The sequence below is a fragment of the Chryseobacterium sp. genome (genome assembly GCF_029240215.1).
Taxonomy (GTDB): Bacteria; Bacteroidota; Bacteroidia; order Flavobacteriales; family Weeksellaceae; genus Chryseobacterium.
In genome coordinates this window covers 123,700-140,074 of sequence record NZ_JARBTK010000007.1, presented here as the reverse complement: position 1 = coordinate 140,074, position 16,375 = coordinate 123,700, and the positions used below count along the sequence as shown (strand labels likewise).

Below are 16,375 nucleotides of genomic sequence, written 5' to 3'. Positions count from 1 at the left end.
GACTATCTTTGCAGTATATTTCGCGGCATTCTCAGCCAGTAAAGTAATTTTTTACTTAAAATTCTGTTAAAAGTTTTTAGCAGATTTGCTAAAAATGATGAAGTATACTGCTTCAACCGCACTATTTTAATACACAATACCATTTTGTTATTTACAGACTTAAACATTATCAAGCCCATTTTAGATGCGCTTCAAAAGGAAGGTTATGAAAAACCAACTCCTATTCAGGAACAATCGATTCCTTCTATTTTAGAACACAGAGACCTATTGGGTACAGCTCAGACAGGAACAGGAAAAACAGCAGCTTTTGCGATTCCTATCCTGCAGAATCTTACAGAAAGAAAAGGTCCGAAAAACAATCATATAAAAGCTCTTATCCTTACTCCGACAAGAGAATTGGCAATACAGATCGAAGAAAGTTTCAACTCATACGGTAAAAATTTACCTTTAAGAAAATTGGTAATTTTCGGCGGAGTAAAACAAGGAAGCCAGGAAACAGCCTTGAGAAGAGGTGTTGATATTTTAGTAGCGACTCCCGGAAGATTATTGGATTTTATTGCTCAGGGAATTATCAGTTTAAAAAATCTTGAAATTTTTGTATTAGACGAAGCCGACAGAATGTTGGACATGGGTTTTGTACATGACGTAAAGAGAATCATCAAGCTTTTACCACAAAAAAGACAAACGCTGTTCTTCTCTGCAACGATGCCTACAGAAATTCAGAAACTGGCAGATTCAATTTTGAATACGCCGATCAAAGTTTCTGTAACTCCGATTTCTTCAACCGCAGAAACCATAAAGCAGGCTGTTTATTTTGTTGATAAAGAAAATAAGCTTGAGCTTCTTACCCACATTCTTCAAAATAATATATCAGATTCGGTTTTGGTATTCTCAAGAACGAAACACGGAGCAGATAAAATTGCAAGAAAATTACAAGCCAATAATATCTCAGCAGAAGCGATTCACGGGAATAAGTCTCAAAATGCAAGACAGAATGCTTTAAATAATTTTAAATCAGGAAGAACACGTATTTTGGTAGCGACAGACATCGCAGCGAGAGGAATTGATATTGACGAACTGAAATATGTTGTTAATTTTGAACTTTCGGATGTAGCAGAAACGTATGTTCACAGAATCGGAAGAACGGGACGTGCCGGTGCAGAAGGCTCTTCAATCTCATTTGTTGACGGATTGGATTTACTGAACCTGAAAGACACTGAAAAATTAATCGGAATGAAAATTCCTGTTGAGAAAAATCATCCTTTCCATACAGACAATCTGGTGGTGGAAAAAAGAGATTCAAACAACAAACCTTTTATTCCGAGACCGAAGCCTGCAGGTCAGCAAAAATCTGATCACAGCAAAAAGCCAAAAAATAAAAGTAATTTTTTAAGAAAAAAATAAATTAAAAGTCCTTCTCCATCTGAGAAGGACTTTTTTTAATCATTGCTGTCATATGCATTATCATTTAATAAAAAACAATAACTGATGATGGAAAAAGGAAGTGCAGCAGCAACATATGTGATATTCAAAAAGTTAGAATCATATCCTTTGATGACCTGTTCGATAATATGATCACACATCAGACAAAAAACAATAATCGTTGACAAATAAAATACTTGCTTAATATTTTTTACATAGAAAGAAAAACAGACCGACACCACCAGAAAGAACAAAACCACAAACATATTTGACTGACCCTGCATTTTTAAAGGATTATGCTTCAGAATATAATCAAAATTTTCAGCAGGCAACAACACCGAAGCCAATAAATTACCTACCGTTAAAGAAAAAGCAGTGATGAATTTTATTTTTTGTTTCCGGTCGGTTTCCCAAAAAGGTTTCAGTAAAAATAAAATCAAAGGAATAACAACAACGCTGCGTGTAAGGCAAATTATACCTAAAATAAAACCTAATAATATAGACTTTTCGAAATAGTTTCGCTCAAATTTTTTATGCCAAAAAAGCATGAAAACAGAAGCTACGATAAATGACGAGATAAAATCACTCTTACAAACCGCTTCATACAAAAATGAAAGTGAGATCGCTAAAAGAAAAATCCCATAAAATTTAATATGATTGTTTTTAAAAGCCCATATAACCGTACAGGAAAACAAAAGCAAGCTTGCAACCTGAATGTATCCCACATTACCCAAAAGATAAAATCCCACTAAAAAAACGAGCTGTCCCGGCAAATAAGAAGGAACATTCCCCATGAAGTTCCGCGTGTCATAAATATATTTCCCGTGAATCCAATAGTCTAAAGAATATTCTATCGTCTGCCATCTGTCGATTTTTAACTGATAAGGATCTTTCATAATATGACTGAGAAAAACATAAAAACAGACACATAAAAAAGTCAGTATGCAGACAAAATACTTTGTTATTTTTATCTTTTTGAAAAGAAAATCATAACTTTTAAATAACAAAATCTGAGATACACAAAATAAAATAATCAGTAGATAAATTGGTATTATATCCTGTCTTATTCCGTATTTAACAATAAATAACAAATTGATAATAATATAAATAAAGAACATTATATACTTCATTATCTGCGTGTTTTCAAAAAAAGCAAAAATTTTGTTTATCATTTATCTATTAAATAATTTCCTGGCATTCTCAGTCGTTATTCTGTCGATTTCAGAAAAATCTTTATTGTAAATATTCACCAGTTTCCCAGCGACCAGATCAAGGTAAGAACTTTCATTTCTTTTTCCTCTGAATGGAACTGGTGCGAGATACGGCGAATCGGTTTCCAAAACGATTTTATTTAAAGGAATTTCGTTTAAAAACTGATCGATTTTACCATTTTTGAAGGTCACTACTCCACCTATTCCTAAAATAAAATTTAAATCTATGGCGTGATTTGCCTGTTCGAGATTTCCTGAAAAACAATGAAAAATTCCTCTTAATTTAGGATGTTTTTTTCTTTCTAAAACTTCGAAAGTTTCGTCAAAACTTTCTCTGGTGTGAATGACAATCGGCAGATCTTTTTCAATTGCCCAGTCGATTTGCTGTTCAAAAGCTTTCACCTGAATATCTAAAGTTGATTTATCCCAATACAAATCGATTCCTATTTCTCCGATTGCCGGAAAGTTTCGTTCATCAAGGTATTTCTTTACAATTTCCAGCTCATTCTCCCAGGATTCCGGCTTTACATAGCACGGATGAAGCCCCATCATTGAAAAGATCTGACCCGGGTAATCACTTTCAATCTGAAGCATTTTCTCGTGAGAACCTGAGTCGATCGCAGGGAGATAAAACTCTGTAATTCCTTTATATAAAGCTCTCTGAATCGCTTCTTTTCTGTCTTCGTCAAACTCTTCCGAGTATAAATGGGTATGTGTATCAATCATTATTTAAGGTTTAACAGATCTTCGTAAGGATTTTCCAAATTCAATAGCATTCCGAATGCAAGTTCGGTTTTAATCCCTTTTTTCTTTAATTCTATTATTTTTTGTTTAAAATCTTCTCCTTTTTCCAGTAATATTTTGTATTCTGCAATCATATGCAGATATGCATTTTGCTGAGTTGTTGGTTTGGCTTGTCCGAAAATTTCAATTAAAAACTCTTCCAACATAAAATTGATGACTATACATTTTTCGTTATTTAAAATAATATTTTCAACAGTTGCCTTATTCTTATAAGGAATTAATTTGCTGAACATTATTTCGTCTAAAAAATCTTCTTCAAATCTGAGATCAACTTCACAAATAATATCTAAATCGCTTCCGTCAATATCAATTCCTATCGGAATCGTACCTGCTAAAACCGGAGAAAAATTGGAAAGCCTTTCAGATAATCAATTTTGGTAAAGTCAATCATTTGAAATCAGAATATTTTGTGCTTGGCTTTTTTCTGCTGAATTTCAATTCTCTGATTCAGTTTTTCACGAAAATCTAAATATTTAGGATCTTTTTCATCATCAGAACGATGTTCCAAGGCTTTATTAATTTTAAAATTTTCTTTAATAAAATCTTTGGTTTCATCCGAAAAATATGCATTTCCAAATTTCTCAAAAATGTAATTGACAGCCTGAGAATTCGGGTGAATCATATCTTCTTTGTAGAAACGGTAATCGCGAAGATCATCCATCAAAATTTCATAAACCGGAAGATAATGACAGTTTTCAATTTCTGAAATCACTTCATGAATTGCTGTGATCAGTTTTGATTTGCTCAATTGATTTTCAATCATTCCGTCTTTTGTATGACGGACGGGCGAAACAGTGAACAAAATATGAAGATCGTCTTTACAAATATCTTTTAAATTTAAAATCGTATCGTAAACAGAATCTGTCAGTTCTTGATGTGTCAACAATCTTTTTTCAAAAAACTTCTGTGGAATTTTATGACAGTTGGCAACCAGTTTTTTCTTAGGTTCAAACTCATAGACGAAAGATGTGCCGTAAGTAATGATTACCCAATTTGAATCCTGGAGTAACTGATTTCCTTCAACAATTTTCTTGTTGATTTTTTCTAAAGTCTGATGAATAAACCTTGTATCAAAGCTTGAATGGTGATCTAATGAGATAAATTCATCATTAAAAGTAATCAACTCTTCTTCGTGATAAAATTCAGAATCATGAAGTCTTTTTATGGAATTATTAATCGAAAACGGATTAAATAAAGTCCCAAATGGATTATTCACCGTCTGTAATTGCCCTTGTTGAAATAATTCGGACATTTCAGAAGCGAAGCACGATCCTATTGAAAATATTTTATCCTCAATTTCTATCTTCTTATCAGATTCTGTAATGTTTACTTCAGTCCGGAATTTCATTGTATAGCTAAGAGATTGAAGACATTAGGTTGCAGATAAACTTTCTATCTACAACCTATTATCAACCTTAAAATTAACTTTCTCTTCTCAAAAGGTAGTTTGCCAACTCAGCAAACGGTTTTTTCTTATCTTCCGCTATATCTATTTTTGAAAGATAGCTTTGACCGATTTCGTTGTGCTTTTCGATCAGACGTAATGCTTTTTCATCAACTTTTGTTCTTCTGAAAATCTTTTCAACACCGTAAACTTTGTCGATATTATCAGTCTTTTTAGAATACCAGTAATCCAATTCTTTCTTCTCTTCTTCGGTACCGTGTTCTTTGGCTAAAAGATAGAGAACCGTCTTTTTATTTTCGTAAATATCACCTGCGTGTTTTTTACCAAACTGCGCCTGATCTCCGAAAACGTCCAAATAATCATCCATAATCTGGAAAGCAATTCCGATGTGTTTTCCGAAGTTGAAAATAGCTTTTGCATCTTTAAACTGCGCTTTTGCAATCAATGCACCGATCTCAAATGAAGATGCGCTTAAAACTCCGGTTTTATAGGTAATCATTCTGATATAATCGTCAAAAGTCACGTTTTCCTGAGTTTCAAAATTGATATCGTATTGTTGTCCTTCACATAAAAGCAACCCTGTATGGGTAAAAATTCTGATACATGCTTTGAAAATTTCGGGTTCAAGATCTTCAAAAAACTTATATGCTTTCAGCATCAATCCGTCTCCGGAAAGAATACCAACGTTGATTCCGTGTAAAGTATGAATGGTAGGCTTATTTCTTCTTAAAGGTGCTTCATCCATAATATCATCATGAATCAGCGTAAAATTATGGAAAAACTCAATTGCCAAAGCAGGCTTTATTGCCTGTTTCATATCGCCACCGAACAAATCACAAGCCATAAGCACCATAATCGGACGAAGGCGCTTTCCTCCGTGTGAGATGATGTAATTCATCGGCTCGTACAATTCTGCGGGCTTATCTTTGAACGTATATTTATTAATGGCATCAGCAACAATCTGTTGGTAGGTGTCTAAGAATTCCATAAAAGATTTTAATTTGAACAAAAATACGATTTTCTGAGGGGTTGTAAAACAAAAAACTTTGCTCGCAAGAACAAATTTTCCCAGTGATCATATAAGCCGTTTATATTGCTTTTGAATTATCTACTTTGTTTCTCTCATTTATAGGAGGTAATTTTTAAAATAAGAAAAACGGTTTATTGACAATGTCAATAAACCGTTTTATACAGATCAGAAAATCTATTTTTTAATAATCTTAAAAGTTTTAATATTTCCATCATTTAAAGTTGCGCTTCCAAGATACACGCCTGTATTTAACATAGATACATCAATTTTAGCATTTATTTTATCGATCAGTTGATCTCTTATTACCATTTTCCCGTTTACATCATATATAGATACTGATTTTATTATTTTTTCGCTGGAAATATTGAGAACATCCTGTACCGGATTTGGATAAATATTAAATTTAAAAGTATTGTCCTTTACATTGGTTGTGGAAAGTATTGAATTGTCTAATTTAACAATCCATCCTGCTGCAAATATTGGAGGAATAGTATTATCAAAGCCACAAATATACATACCGTCTGGCGAAACTCCCATTCCGGTGCCGAGTTTTGTATCAAAAGTGGTTACCGGAATATTTTGAGAAATCAAAAGATCAGTAAGTAAAATAGGATTTGCACCTAAGGATGGATGATAAATGATAGTTTCTCTATCCCCGATCATTCCGCAATATCCTACAGCAACACCATTTTCTGAAACTGATACAAATACAGCATCGGTATATCCTGCAGGTGCATTAAAGGATTGATACACATTGGTGTTAATATTATAGATAAAGGCTTTACTTCCTTTATAGCCTACAACTTGTCCTGCATTATTCACATCACCGGCTTCTCCATATTCCGGAGTACTGAAATCAATATAGTGTAAAACCCCAGCTGCATCAAAATATGCAGGCACTCTGAAAGTTCCGGCTCCGAAAATATCTGTCCGGTCTACCCAGCCAGCTACGATGCCATTATCATTTACATCTGCTCCACGACCATTATTATAAAGGAGGTCACCCGTAAGTTTGGTGAGTGTATTGGTTTGTGTATTATAAATATAAGGATAACTGCTTCCTGCATTACCTGATGTCATTTGTCCAGTGACATACATACTGTTTGCTGAAATTCCTTTTGCATCTCCGAACCAACTGTTTCCGGGTATATCTCCAGGGAAATAACCAATAGGTGTCCATACTCCATTTTTGCGGTAAGCAGCCTGGCTTAGATTAGAACCATCTGCTGCAACAAAAGGCATGCTTCCTGCTATATTTTCTCCGTTATTCAGTCGGTTTGTAGCATCAGCAACGGGTTCTATCGCTGTACTTGTATTTGTATTGTAGCTATAATAACCTCCGGAATGCACAGCATTTCCATTACTATTGATGTCATAAAGACGCGTTCCCCAACCGGTGAGAAGCCTTAGATTGGTCTGAGCATTCAAGCTGATTAAAAACAAGAAGGCTGAAAGTAAGTAAACTTTTTTCATAGTGATAGGATTTTATTAACCCAAAATTGCATAATTTATGTCATTTATAGAATTTATATATGTGAGAAATTAAGAAATTCTTTTTTCAAAATCGACTAAATTTATAAATGCATCCTATATTTTTCGTTTTTTAAGCTTTAATATAAAATAAGATAGATTAATATCATTTTGTTTCTTTAAGTAACAACTAATCACGCTCTCTAAAGGCAAAACCATAAGCTTTGACATGGATAAACAATCTTATATTTTATATCCTGGAAATTTAATTATCACCTTACTTGTAAATATTTTTCACAAGCTTGCTTCTATAATAATCTCTGTGTATAAACTTCTTAACCGCAAAGCATCATGGTCTCGCCAAAGCAATTTATATAATCAACAGAAAAAGCTAAAACTTGATTAGTAAAGCATAAAGTTTATCATTCCGTAAGGAATCTAAACGAAACATTTCAAACTTTGCCGAGATTCCTGCGGAATGACAAAGAGGTTTCAAATAATATCATAGTTAAAAGTAAAATGCTACCTTTTTATCTTAATTAGTGCCTATAACTAGATTAATAAAACATAAAGTTTGTCATTCTGCAGGAATCTAAACGAAACATTTCAAATCTTTGCCGAGATTCCTGCGGAATGACAAAGAGAGTGAGAGAAATTGAAGAAAATTATTAAGAAATTAATAACAAGCTATTTACTCAATCCCCGTAAAACAAAAAACCGCAAATATAAATCTGCGGTTAAATTTTGTATGATTGATTTTTTAATTTTTTGAAATCATTCTGATCTGTATTTTACGTCAAAAACGTCACCGCCAAGTAAGTAAGCGCAGCAACAATTGCTGAAATAGGAATCGTTAAAACCCAAGCCCAAAGTAAGCTTACTGTGATTCCCCAACGAACTGCAGAAACTCTTTTAGTCAATCCTACTCCGATAATTGAACCGGTAATGGTATGTGTTGTAGAAACAGGAATCCCAAAGTGATCAGTAATGAAAAGCGTGATTGCACCAGCAGTTTCAGCACTTACACCTTCCAATGGAGTTACTTTGGTAATCTTAGTACCCATTGTTTTAATAATCTTCCAACCTCCACTCATTGTACCCAAAGCGATTGCAACAAAAGAAACTAAAGGAACCCACATATAATGCTCTGCAAAATAGTTAAAACGTTCAGCAGATTCAATATTTAAATAAACAGGATCCTGAAGCATATTTACGTGATAGTAGATCAATGCTGCCCCAATGATTCCCATTACTTTCTGAGCATCGTTCAAACCGTGTCCTAAACTGAACAAAGCTGAAGAAACCAATTGTAATCTCTTGAAAGATTTGTCTGCCTTATGCGGATTTGATTTTTTATAAAGATGTACAATAATCAAAGTAATGATAATCGAAATCACCATCCCTATAATCGGAGCCAGGAAAATAAATAAGAAGATAGGAATTACTTTGCTGAATTTCACCACATCCTGACTTGCTACTTTAGAAAAAGTCTGTTTTAAAATTTCAAACATTCCTAAATCCGGAGTTGTAGCCACAACTTCATGATAATCCATTAAGAAAGCGTGCATTAAAGCTGCTCCCAGGAAACCACCAATCAGTGTGTGAGATGATGATGAAGGAATTCCGAACCACCATGTCAAAAGGTTCCATGCAATGGCAGCAATCAGACCTGAGAAAATAACTTCAAGCGTAATAAAATTTTCGTTGACGGTTTTGGCAATCGTGTTACCGATTTTAAACTCACCAATGATGTACGCTGCAATAAAGAAAGCTGCAAAATTCCAGAGTGCTGCCCAAAGAACAGCCTGAAACGGCGTTAAAACTTTTGTCGAAACTATCGTCGCAATAGAATTGGCAGCATCATGAAAACCATTAATATAATCGAAGATTAAAGCCAAAGCAATAATAACCGTAAGTAAAATAGGAAATTCCATTTTTTGTTATGTATTGTTTTTAAGCGTATTTGATCATGATGTTTTCAATCGTGTTGGCAACATCTTCTGCTTTGTCGGTTACGATCTCAAGATAATTAAGAACTGATGATATTTTGATGATATTGATGGCATCATTTGTTTCGAAAAGCTCTACCATAGAGTTTGAAAGAAGATCATCAGCAATATTTTCGATAGAATTTACTTTGATACAAGCTTCTTTTACCTGCTCCATGTTTTTAAAACCTTTAAGGTTTTTCATTGCATTCTGAATTTCAAGGCAAGCCTTGTGAATCAGTAATGAGAAGTCTGCGTAAGCCTTCATCATCGGAGATTTGTATAAGAAAATATATTTTGTAGAAGCGTAGATATAATCTGCAATATCATCTAAACCTGTTGCCAGTGTGTGAATATCTTCACGGTCGAACGGTGTGATGAAGTTTTTCCCCAATTCAATAAAGATCTCGTGAGTAAGCTCGTCATTTTTGTGCTCATAGTCGCTCATCAGTTTCAACATTGCATCATCGTTCAGATCAAAATCTTTTACTCCGTTGTTGAAATCATTAGACATTGCAACTAAATTCTCTGTTACTTTTTCGAAAAGCACAAAGAAAATTTTATCTTTTGGCTGAAATGCGTGGAAAATATTACCAATTGCCATTTGTAAATTGTATTTAATTTATTCGTGTGCAAATTTCCTAAAAAAGCACCTCAACAAAAAGCAACTTACATTAATTTTTGTTAATATTGAATTAATATTTGTTCATATGACTTACCATCAGCAACCAGCTAGTTACTATCCTATTTGGAATCAATGTTTTGTCCTTCATAATTTAATAAATAAAAAACTTTATTTATTTAGTTCCAAAACAAAAGCCGACAAAAACTGCCGGCTCAAATTATATTTCAAGTCTAAGATTAGTTCGCCTCTTCAGCTCTCATATCTTTTCCTTTAAATTTCATAGATTGAATATTTCCTAAAAGCTCATTGCCATAAGATTTTTCAACTTCAAAGAATGAGAATTTTTCAAGAATTTCGATGTTTCCAATCTCCGCTCTTTTGCTTCCTTTGCTTGAAGTAGCTTTATTGATGATTTCCAGTACATCTAGTTTTTTCAACTGATCTTTTTTACCAAGATTGAAGAAAAATCTAGTCATATTCTCATCTCTCTGTCTTGGCTTACCGCCACGATCTCCTCTTCTTTCTCCTCTGTCGCTACGCTCTCCTCTGTCACGATCTCTTCCTCTGTCGCGGTCTCTTCCTCCTCTGCTGTCTCTGTCTCTTCCACCTCTATCATCATCTCTGTTGTTGAACTTCTGATCCATAAGATCTTGTTTGTCTTTGTAGTACAAAGCAAGGTCTTTTAGCTGGAATTGTAGCAACTGCACAACCAATTCTTCTTTCGTGAAATTACTCAAGTCCGGAACAAGACTTTGATCAAAATCAAAGATATTTTCGTGTTCAGTCATTAATTTTTCAAAAACACCAGTTACCTGAGCCGATATTACTTCGTCTCCTGTAGGAATTTTCTTTTCTACAATATCAATTTTTGTAGTTGATTTTATCTGCTTCAGCTTTCTGCTTTCTTCAGGCTTAATCAAAGACATAGAGATACCGTCTTTTCCTGCTCTACCTGTTCTTCCGCTTCTGTGAACGAAAACTTCAGGATCATCAGGTAAAGAGAAATGGACAACATGCGTCAGTGAATCTACATCTAAACCTCTTGCAGCAACATCAGTAGCAACTAAAATATCAATATTTTTCAGTCTGAATTTCTTCATTACCGTATCTCTCTGCGCCTGAGAAAGATCACCATGAAGAGCATCTGCGGCATAACCGTTTTGCATTAAAAAGTCTGCAACCTCCTGAGTTTCCATTCTTGTTCTGCAGAAAATAATAGAATACTGGTTCGGGTTTGCATCAATTAATCTTTTCAGAGCTTCTTTTTTATAACGATACCCAACTACATAGTATTCATGCTTGATGTTCTTCTTAACTTCGTTAATAGAACCCACAGAAATACGGTGAGGTTTTGTAAGGTAACTTTTAGAAATTCTTTCAACTTCTTTACTCATCGTTGCCGAGAACAAGAAAGTTTGTTTTGTTTCAGGAGTTTCTTTCAAAATTGTTTCCAATTCATCTTTGAAACCCATAGATAGCATCTCATCTGCTTCATCTAAAACCAACCAGTGGATTTCAGAGAAATCAAGAGCTTTTCTGTTGATCAAGTCGATCACCCTTCCCGGAGTCCCCACAATAATTTGTGGTTTATCTCTCAAAGAACGCATTTGATCCGTAATACTGCTTCCACCATAAACTGCTGTAGTTTTGATGTTTTTCATGTACTTCGAATAGTTGTTAATGTCTTTTGAAATCTGTAGACATAGTTCTCGTGTCGGGCAAAGCACCAAAAATTGGATTTTGCGACTCGTATCGTCAATCATGTCCAAAATCGGAAGCGAAAACGCTGCTGTTTTGCCTGTCCCTGTCTGCGCAAGTGCGATTAGATCGCGAATATCTGATTGAATAAAAGGGATAGTCTGTTTTTGGATTTCTGTCGGGCTTTCGTAACCCAGTTCGCCAATGGCCTTAAGGATATCAGGACTTAAATTGGTCTCCGTAAATAAATTCATTAATTAATATAAAATTTTTGCAAAGATACAACTAATTATTGGATAATGCTTTATCTAATATTAACGAATTGATAAATTTATTTTGGAAAACTCTAAGTATTTTTAAATTTATTCAAAAAAAGGACAAAAAAATTATTTTAAATTTAAAAAATTCTCAAACTTATTCTAAACTATCAATTTATTTGAATTCTTCATTCATATTTATGAATTATTAAATGAAATCTTAAAACCCCGAAGTCTGATTTGTTTTATTTAATTTTGAGTAAAATAAACAAAATGGCTGCCACACTTTCAAAAAACATACTCCACTACCTTAAAAAGCTGAATGAAAACAATAATCGTGAATGGTTTAATGATCATAAAAACCTCTTCACTGAAGCGCAAAACGAGTTTGAAATTTTCGTAGAAGAACTCATCAATCGTGTTGGGAAATCTGACGAAAAGATTGCAAAGCTCAATGCCAAAAAATCTCTTCTCAGAATTTACAGAGACATTCGTTTTTCTAAAGATAAAACTCCTTACAAAACTTATTTCGGAGCGTCATTGGGAATGGGAAAAAGTAATGAAAAATCTGGCCATTATCTTCACATCGAGCCCGGAAAATCTTTTATCGCAAGCGGAATTTATTTGCCTGAAGCTCCGGTTTTAAAAGAAATCAGAAAAGAAATATCGGTTTTCAAAGACGACTTTTTAAAAGCAATAGATCATAAAGATTTCAAAAAATATTATGGAGAATTAGATCGCGAACATGAATTAAAAAAAATTCCGCAAGGTTTTGAAAAGGAAGATCCGATGGCAGAATATCTGAAACTCAAAAGTTTTATCGGAGTACATCATCTGACCGATAAAGATGTGATGGATAAAAATGCAGCAGAAAACCTTACTGCTATTATGAAATCTGCAAAACCGCTGAATGATTTTTTAAACACACCTTTTTCAAACGTTTCCGAGTAATTGCTTCAATAAAATATCACAATCCACTAATAAACAACATTTTACAATTAACTCAAATTAACATCATTTTAACATTTTTCATTACCTTTGTCGGTCGTCATAAAAAAGAAAGCAATGTCTTTATACCAGCAACTCGCAGAAAACCTACAATATATCAGCCCAAGTTTCTACAAACAGAGATATTTTAAAAGTTTAAATAATCTCAGTAAAGAAAATTTTTCTAAGCGTAATGTAGAACCCGAATTGGTTTGGATTAAAGAATATTTACAAAATGACGCAGTAATTTTTGACATCGGCGCCAATGTAGGAACCTTTCTCTATCAGTTCGAAAACAAGCTGAATCATCAAAATATTTATGCTTTCGAGCCCAATAAAAAACTTAGCGTCAGACTAAAAAGGCTTTTTCCGTCGATGAATATTTCATCTATTGCTCTTTCTGACGAAAATACGACTGCTGAATTTAAAGTTCCCATTATCAAAGGAAAAATGGTTGCCTCGAGAGGAACACTCAATACTTCTTACAGAGAAAAAGACGAGGAAAAATCTTATACCGAAACTGTAGAAGTTGTAAAATTGGATGACTGGACGCAATCTAAAAACATCCAGAAAATCGATTTCATCAAAATAGATGTTGAAGGAAATGAAATGAAAACTCTTTTTGGCGGAAAAAACACAATACAAAAATTCAAGCCGACTTTGATGGTTGAAATGGAACAAAGACACCACGAACAGCCAATCTGGAATGAAATTTCAGAAGTGGAAAGCTGGGGTTTTGAAGCGAAATACCTGAACAGAAACAATTTTGAGCTCGAAAAACTGACCGAAGAAATTCTCATCAAAAATACAGCAGACGAAAAAAATAAAACCGATTACATCAATAACATCATTTTCATTTCAAAAAAACTTTAAAATCTTATGAGTGTAGTTGCAAGACAAGGTTTTAAGTATTCTATCATTGGATATCTCGGTTTTTTAATCGGAACTATTTCGGCGATTTTCATTTTCCCGAATGATTTTGAATTTTACGGAAAACTGAGATACATTTTACCTACAGCAGAAATGCTGGTTCCTTTTGTCGTTCTCGGAATTTCTTATTCTAACGTGAAGTTTTTTCACAAAGTAGAAAAAGACGGCAAAAAACAGAATATGCTTTCTCTTTCTCTTGTAGCCATTTTGGTAAATTTCTGCATGTTTTCGATTGTATTTTTCATCATTCCATACATTTATCCCAATTTTAAAAATACAGAAGCCTGGAAAATCAAAGAAGTTATTCTTCCAATGATTTTATTGCTATCATTTTGTGCAATTTTCAATAAATACACTTCCAATTACAAACGAATTGTTGTCTCAAATATTTTTGATAATTTATTTCCCAAAATCGCTAACCTTGGTGCATTTTGTCTGGTTTTTTACTTTGCATTATCACAACAGATTGCCTATGCTTTCTTCTTCGGAATGTTTGCTTTAATGCTTACGGGATACATTTATTACACAAACAGATTAGAAAAAATTAATTTTGATTTCAGTACAGATTATTTTAAAAAAGATCAATTCTGGAAAGAATTTTCCAGCTATAGTTTTTTTGGTTTCTTAGGAACTTTCGGAAATTATCTGGCAATCAACAGCTTCATGATTGGTGAGTTTTTAGGAATGGAAGAAAACGGAATTTACTCTGTTTTGTATGCATTGATTTCTTTAATATCAATTCCGCAACTCGGTTTGTTTAATATTTCTGCGCCGATCATCAGCAAAAATCTAGCAGATGATGATATGGAAGAACTCGACAGATTTCATAAAAAAACATCGCTGTCATTGTATTTTCTGGGAGCAATTCTGTTTTCCTGCATCATGGTCGGTTTTCCATTTCTAACGCATTTCATGCCTAAAAACGGCCTTCAGCTTCAGGAATACACTCCGGTTATCTGGATTTGGGGTTCTGCAGTTCTGATTGATCTTGCAACCGGCTTTAATGGCAACATTATTTCGCTTTCAAAGTATTACCGTTTTAATATTTTGGTGATGCTTTTACTGGCAGGATTAACAATCACTTTGAATCTTTATTTCATCAACAACACCGACCTTAAACTGATGGGAATTGCTTTATCAACTGCAATTTCCCTGACCACTTATAACGTTATCAAAATTATTTTCAACTACGTGATGTTTAAAGTTTCTCCTTTGAGTATTGAGATGATCTTTGTTTCGATCATCTGCACTTTGGCGATTACAGTTGCGATTGTTTTACCAAATTTCGACAATCAATTCATCAATCTGGTGTATAAACCTGCAGTCGTTTTGATCTTAATTTTTATTGGAAATCATTTCACAAAGATTTTTCCGGTAGAGCAATATATGAATATGAAATTCATTAAAAGTGTTTTGAAATTTAAGTAGAAATCAATCGATTCAGAAGCAGCTCTGCATCTTTCTGAGTTTTCTCTCTGCTGAAATCTTTATAAAAATTAAAGTTTGAATTTTTCAGATTTTGAAATTGTGCAATTATATTTTCCTCTTCAGGAATGATAAAATCAAGCTTTGACGAATAATTACCCGGGAAAACCGCAGGTTTTCCGTATTTGATTGCATCGCCCAAATTACCCGTCATTTTTGTTTTTCCGTAGATTTCTTTTTGACTGAAGAATTCAGCTTCTTTCTGAATCGGACACCACAAAACATTAGCTTTCTGCATCCAATCATCAAAAACATTGGAAGAAACTCTTTCTGAAAAATAAATAATTTTAATATTTCCGGAAAGATTTTCACTTAGACTTTCAATATTTTTTAATTCCTCTCCTTTAGCCTTTCCTAAAAAAACAAAGGTAAAATCTTCTTCAGTCTTTAAGTTTTGAATAATTGTGAAAACTTTCTGATAATCTCTTCTCTTTTGAGAAACACCTCCCGGAATAGCTATTATCAAACCTTTATTATTTATTTGCTCAAAAGATTTAGTATAAAAAAGCGGCAAAAACTGATATTTTTCAGACGATAATTCTTTATCAAGAACCAAAAGGTTTCTGGCTTTCCCGTATGTTTTTTTGGTATAAAACAATCCTTCTTTCCACCACAATTTTAATCTGTAAATAAAATCATTTTTAAAAATATTCTTAATTAAATCTGATTTTGAAATTTGAGAAAAATTCAGATTATGAACAATCACCGAAGTATTGAATCTTTGACTGATCGTTAAAAAAGTATTGAAATAACGATGAACGGTCCCAATAATCACCAAATCATAGTTTTTGGCAGACAACTGATCCAAAATCATTGAAGAATCTGACACATGAATAAATTGAGAATCTTCCCTGATCTGATTTTTAATCTTTTCTGAAAAATAAAAATCCACAGAAAATTCTTTGGAATCATGCATTAAATCCATAAAATCCTGAGCAATTTCAGCATGGGTATCGATTTCTATGTAGGCTATTTTTTTCATTAAGTTTAAATACCTTATCAAATAATTTAATAATCATCTTTTGTCATTCCTCCGGAATGGCAAACCTTATTTCTTGATGTA

At 33.4% G+C, this 16,375-nt stretch carries 14 protein-coding genes; 4 read left to right on the top strand and 10 right to left on the bottom strand.

What is annotated here, in order from left to right:
- The first annotated feature begins 144 nt into the window (after positions 1 to 144).
- On the top strand, positions 145 to 1,404 hold the full coding sequence (locus K0R77_RS14105; protein ID WP_300353624.1) for a DEAD/DEAH box helicase: 1,260 nt from the start codon (positions 145 to 147) through the stop codon (positions 1,402 to 1,404).
- 35 nt (positions 1,405 to 1,439) lie between these two features.
- Here the strand turns inward: K0R77_RS14105 and K0R77_RS14100 are convergent, their stop codons facing one another.
- From K0R77_RS14100 to K0R77_RS14060, 9 genes are all read right to left on the bottom strand, one after another.
- Positions 1,440 to 2,318, bottom strand: a complete 879-nt coding sequence (locus K0R77_RS14100) for a hypothetical protein (protein WP_300353621.1) — start codon at positions 2,316 to 2,318, stop codon at positions 1,440 to 1,442.
- A 276-nt stretch (positions 2,319 to 2,594) separates the two neighbouring features.
- Positions 2,595 to 3,359, bottom strand: a complete 765-nt coding sequence (locus K0R77_RS14095) for a TatD family hydrolase (protein WP_300353618.1) — start codon at positions 3,357 to 3,359, stop codon at positions 2,595 to 2,597.
- Positions 3,359 to 3,742, bottom strand: coding sequence for a DUF4269 domain-containing protein (locus K0R77_RS14090; RefSeq protein ID WP_300353908.1), 384 nt, complete (start codon positions 3,740 to 3,742; stop codon positions 3,359 to 3,361). Before K0R77_RS14090 ends, K0R77_RS14095 begins: the two co-directional genes overlap by 1 nt.
- Positions 3,743 to 3,834: 92 nt before the next feature.
- Entirely contained in the window at positions 3,835 to 4,785 is a 951-nt protein-coding gene (locus K0R77_RS14085; RefSeq protein WP_300353615.1) for a GSCFA domain-containing protein, read from the bottom strand.
- Between the two features lie 73 nt (positions 4,786 to 4,858).
- Positions 4,859 to 5,830 carry a polyprenyl synthetase family protein gene (locus tag K0R77_RS14080; protein WP_300353613.1) on the bottom strand — a complete coding sequence of 324 codons (972 nt, stop codon included), beginning with the start codon at positions 5,828 to 5,830 and terminating at the stop codon, positions 4,859 to 4,861.
- Positions 5,831 to 6,046: 216 nt separating this feature from the next.
- Positions 6,047 to 7,345, bottom strand: coding sequence for a T9SS type A sorting domain-containing protein (locus K0R77_RS14075; protein WP_300353610.1), 1,299 nt, complete (start codon positions 7,343 to 7,345; stop codon positions 6,047 to 6,049).
- 788 nt (positions 7,346 to 8,133) lie between these two features.
- On the bottom strand, positions 8,134 to 9,276 hold the full coding sequence (locus K0R77_RS14070) for an inorganic phosphate transporter (RefSeq protein ID WP_300353608.1): 1,143 nt from the start codon (positions 9,274 to 9,276) through the stop codon (positions 8,134 to 8,136).
- 19 nt (positions 9,277 to 9,295) lie between these two features.
- Positions 9,296 to 9,934, bottom strand: coding sequence for a DUF47 domain-containing protein (locus tag K0R77_RS14065; protein WP_129536417.1), 639 nt, complete (start codon positions 9,932 to 9,934; stop codon positions 9,296 to 9,298).
- Between the two features lie 257 nt (positions 9,935 to 10,191).
- Entirely contained in the window at positions 10,192 to 11,907 is a 1,716-nt protein-coding gene (locus K0R77_RS14060) for a DEAD/DEAH box helicase (RefSeq protein ID WP_300353603.1), read from the bottom strand.
- Positions 11,908 to 12,183: 276 nt separating this feature from the next.
- On the opposite strand from K0R77_RS14060, the gene K0R77_RS14055 reads away from it, so the two are divergent.
- From K0R77_RS14055 to K0R77_RS14045, 3 genes are all read left to right on the top strand, one after another.
- Positions 12,184 to 12,861, top strand: a complete 678-nt coding sequence (locus tag K0R77_RS14055; protein ID WP_300353601.1) for a DUF2461 domain-containing protein — start codon at positions 12,184 to 12,186, stop codon at positions 12,859 to 12,861.
- Positions 12,862 to 12,975: 114 nt separating this feature from the next.
- Entirely contained in the window at positions 12,976 to 13,770 is a 795-nt protein-coding gene (locus K0R77_RS14050) for an FkbM family methyltransferase (RefSeq protein ID WP_300353599.1), read from the top strand.
- 6 nt (positions 13,771 to 13,776) lie between these two features.
- The gene (locus tag K0R77_RS14045) at positions 13,777 to 15,255 is read left to right on the top strand and encodes a lipopolysaccharide biosynthesis protein (protein WP_300353596.1); all 1,479 of its coding nucleotides are present in this window, start codon (positions 13,777 to 13,779) and stop codon (positions 15,253 to 15,255) included.
- Here K0R77_RS14045 and K0R77_RS14040 read toward each other — a convergent pair.
- Entirely contained in the window at positions 15,248 to 16,294 is a 1,047-nt protein-coding gene (locus K0R77_RS14040; protein ID WP_300353593.1) for a hypothetical protein, read from the bottom strand. The two genes, K0R77_RS14045 and K0R77_RS14040, sit on opposite strands and share 8 nt — an antisense overlap.
- Positions 16,295 to 16,375 lie beyond the last annotated feature (81 nt).

Bases quoted from the DNA above. Each gene is read 5' to 3' on its own strand.
- K0R77_RS14100 (WP_300353621.1), bottom strand. From the start codon at position 2,318: ATGAAAGATCCTTATCAGTTAAAAATCGACAGATGGCAGACGATAGAA.
- K0R77_RS14095 (WP_300353618.1), bottom strand. From the start codon at position 3,359: ATGATTGATACACATACCCATTTATACTCGGAAGAGTTTGACGAAGAC.
- K0R77_RS14085 (WP_300353615.1), bottom strand. From the start codon at position 4,785: ATGAAATTCCGGACTGAAGTAAACATTACAGAATCTGATAAGAAGATA.
- K0R77_RS14080 (WP_300353613.1), bottom strand. From the start codon at position 5,830: ATGGAATTCTTAGACACCTACCAACAGATTGTTGCTGATGCCATTAAT.
- K0R77_RS14075 (WP_300353610.1), bottom strand. From the start codon at position 7,345: ATGAAAAAAGTTTACTTACTTTCAGCCTTCTTGTTTTTAATCAGCTTG.
- K0R77_RS14070 (WP_300353608.1), bottom strand. From the start codon at position 9,276: ATGGAATTTCCTATTTTACTTACGGTTATTATTGCTTTGGCTTTAATC.
- K0R77_RS14065 (WP_129536417.1), bottom strand. From the start codon at position 9,934: ATGGCAATTGGTAATATTTTCCACGCATTTCAGCCAAAAGATAAAATT.
- K0R77_RS14060 (WP_300353603.1), bottom strand. From the start codon at position 11,907: ATGAATTTATTTACGGAGACCAATTTAAGTCCTGATATCCTTAAGGCC.
- K0R77_RS14055 (WP_300353601.1), top strand. From the start codon at position 12,184: ATGGCTGCCACACTTTCAAAAAACATACTCCACTACCTTAAAAAGCTG.
- K0R77_RS14050 (WP_300353599.1), top strand. From the start codon at position 12,976: ATGTCTTTATACCAGCAACTCGCAGAAAACCTACAATATATCAGCCCA.
- K0R77_RS14045 (WP_300353596.1), top strand. From the start codon at position 13,777: ATGAGTGTAGTTGCAAGACAAGGTTTTAAGTATTCTATCATTGGATAT.
- K0R77_RS14040 (WP_300353593.1), bottom strand. From the start codon at position 16,294: ATGAAAAAAATAGCCTACATAGAAATCGATACCCATGCTGAAATTGCT.